This window comes from Streptomyces sp. SM1, from assembly GCF_002910825.1.
In the GTDB taxonomy this organism is placed as follows: Bacteria; Actinomycetota; Actinomycetes; order Streptomycetales; family Streptomycetaceae; genus Streptomyces; species Streptomyces okerensis.
Genome location: NZ_NEUB01000243.1, coordinates 1 through 3,183 on the forward strand (window position 1 = coordinate 1; position 3,183 = coordinate 3,183).

At 69.7% G+C, this 3,183-nt stretch carries 2 protein-coding genes; both read left to right on the forward strand.

Translation table 11 applies throughout. The annotated features are described in order from the left end of the window. The coding region (locus tag B9S61_RS05665) for a ribonucleoside-diphosphate reductase subunit alpha (RefSeq protein WP_103541199.1) at positions 1–2,123 on the forward strand (2,123 nt) is incomplete at its 5' end. A gap of 56 nt (positions 2,124–2,179) precedes the next feature. Then, positions 2,180–3,183: ribonucleotide-diphosphate reductase subunit beta (locus tag B9S61_RS05670; protein WP_181007261.1), on the forward strand; the 1,004-nt coding region annotated here is incomplete at its 3' end.

Consider the following 3,183-nt stretch of genomic DNA (forward strand, 5'->3'; position numbering starts at 1 on the left):
CCCGGCTCGCCGCCCGGCTGCTGACCATCGGCATCCGCGCCGAGGCCGCCTCGCAGGGCGTCACCTCGTTCACCGGGTCCGTCGCGGCCGGGCACCGTGAGGGCCTGATCGCCGACCGGACCGCCGCGTTCGTCCGGCTGCACGCGGACCGGCTCGACGCGCTGGTCGACAGCCGTGCCGACGACCGGTTCGGCTACTTCGGCCTGCGCACGCTGCACAGCCGCTACCTGCTGCGGCACCCGGTCACCCGCAAGGTGGTCGAGACGCCCCAGCACTTCCTGCTGCGGGTCGCCGCCGGTCTCGCCGAGGACGACAGCGCCCGCTCGGTGGAGGAGGTCGCCGCGCTGTACGCGCTGATGAGCCGCCTGGACTATCTGCCCTCCTCCCCCACGCTGTTCAACTCCGGCACCCGGCACCCCCAGATGTCGTCCTGCTACCTCCTCGACTCCCCCAGGGACGAGCTGGACTCGATCTACGACCGCTACCACCAGGTCGCCCGGCTGTCGAAGCACGCCGGCGGCATCGGTCTGTCCTACTCCCGCATCCGCGCCCGGGGTTCGCTGATCCGCGGCACCAACGGGCACTCCAACGGCATCGTCCCGTTCCTGAAGACGCTGGACGCCTCGGTCGCCGCCGTGAACCAGGGCGGGCGGCGCAAGGGCGCGGCGGCGGTCTACCTGGAGACCTGGCACCTGGACGTCGAGGAGTTCCTGGAGCTGCGCGACAACACCGGTGAGGACGCCCGCCGGACCCACAATCTGAACCTGGCGCACTGGGTGCCGGACGAGTTCATGCGCCGGGTGGACGCCGACGGGCCGTGGTCACTGTTCTCCCCGGCGGACGTGCCGGAGCTGGTCGACCTGTGGGGCGAGGAGTTCGACGCGGCGTACCGGGCGGCCGAGGCGAAGGGTCTGGCGAAGAAGACCCTCCCGGCGCGCGAGCTGTACGGCCGGATGATGCGCACCCTCGCCCAGACCGGCAACGGCTGGATGACCTTCAAGGACACCGCCAACCGCACCGCCAACCAGACCGCCGAGCCGGGCCATGTCATCCACTCCTCGAATCTCTGCACCGAGATCCTGGAGGTCACCGACGACGGGGAGACGGCGGTCTGCAACCTGGGATCGGTCAACCTCGGTGCCTTCGTGGAGCACGGGGACATCGACTGGGAACGCCTCGACGAGACGGTGCGCACGGCCGTGGCGTTCCTCGACCGGGTCGTCGACATCAACTTCTACCCGACCGAGCAGGCGGGCCGCTCCAACACCCGGTGGCGCCCCGTCGGTCTCGGCGCCATGGGCCTTCAGGACGTCTTCTTCAGGCTGCGGCTGCCCTTCGACTCCCCCGGGGCGAAGGCCCTGTCCACCCGGATCGCCGAGCGGATCATGCTCGCCGCCTACGAGACCTCCGCGGAACTCGCCGAGCGGAGCGGCCCGTTCCCCGCCTGGGAGAAGACCCGTACCGCCCGGGGCGTCCTGCATCCCGACCACTACGACACGGACCTCACGTGGCCGGAGCGCTGGGCGGCGCTGCGCACGCGGATCGCGGCCACCGGGATGCGCAACTCGCTGCTGCTGGCGATCGCGCCCACCGCCACCATCGCGTCGATCGCGGGCGTGTACGAGTGCGTCGAGCCGCAGGTGTCCAACCTGTTCAAGCGCGAGACGCTGTCCGGGGAGTTCCTCCAGGTCAACTCGTATCTGGTGGACGACCTCAAGCGGCTGGGCGTATGGGACGCGCGCACCCGTGAGGCGCTGCGCGAGGCGGGCGGATCGGTGCAGGACTTCGCGTGGATCCCCGAGGAGGTGCGCCGGCTGTACCGCACGGCGTGGGAGATCCCGCAGCGCGGTCTGATCGACATGGCGGCCGCCCGCACGCCGTTCCTGGACCAGGCGCAGTCGCTCAACCTGTTCCTGGAGACGCCCACCATCGGCAAGCTCTCCTCGATGTACGCGCACGCCTGGAAGCAGGGCCTGAAGACCACCTACTACCTGCGGTCCCGCCCGGCGACCCGGATCGCCCGCGCCGCGGCCCGCGCCACCGTCCCCGTCCGGCAGGCGGCAGACCCCGAGGCCGTCGCCTGCTCCCTGGAAAACCCCGAGTCCTGCGAGGCCTGCCAGTGATGCCCACCCGTCACCCGACCACCGCCCCTGGAGGACGGCGCTCCGCGCCGACTGTGATGACCAAGAACCTGCTCGACCCCGGCTTCGAGCTGACTCTGCGCCCCATGCGCTACCCCGACTTCTACGAACGCTACCGGGACGCCATCAAGAACACCTGGCACGTGGAGGAGGTGGACCTCCACTCGGACGTCGCCGACCTGGCGAAGCTCACCCCGGAGGAGCAGCACCTGATCGGCCGGCTGGTCGCCTTCTTCGCCACGGGTGACTCGATCGTGGCGAACAACCTGGTGCTGACGCTCTACAAGCACATCAACTCCCCCGAGGCGCGGCTGTATCTGTCGCGGCAGTTGTTCGAGGAGGCGGTGCACGTCCAGCTCTATCTGACGCTGCTGGACACCTATCTGCCCCGCCCGGACGACCGGGCGGCGGCCTTCGCGGCCGTGGAGAACATCCCGTCCATCCGGGAGAAGGCCGAGTTCTGCTTCCGGTGGATGGACTCGGTGGAGAAGATCGACCGCCTGGAGACCCGGTCGGACCGCCGGCGCTTCCTGCTGAACCTGATCTGCTTCGCCGCGTGCATCGAGGGCCTGTTCTTCTACGGTGCCTTCGCCTACGTCTACTGGTTCCGCTCGCGCGGGCTGCTGCACGGCCTGGCGACCGGCACCAACTGGGTGTTCCGTGACGAGACGATGCACATGAGCTTCGCCTTCGACGTGGTCGACACCGTGCGCAAGGAGGAGCCGGGCCTGTTCGACGAGGAACTCGGGCAGCAGGTCACCGACATGCTGCGCGAGGCGGTCGAGGCGGAACTCCAGTTCGCGCGCGACCTGTGCGGGGACGGGCTGCCGGGCATGAACACCGACTCGATGCGGCAGTACCTGGAGTGCGTCGCGGACCAGCGGCTGGCCCGGCTCGGCTTCGCCCCGGTGTACGGCTCGGAGAACCCCTTCTCCTTCATGGAGTTGCAGGGGGTCCAGGAGCTCACCAACTTCTTCGAGCGGCGTCCGTCCGCGTACCAGGTCGCCGTGGAGGGAACGGTCGACCTGGACGAGGACTTCTA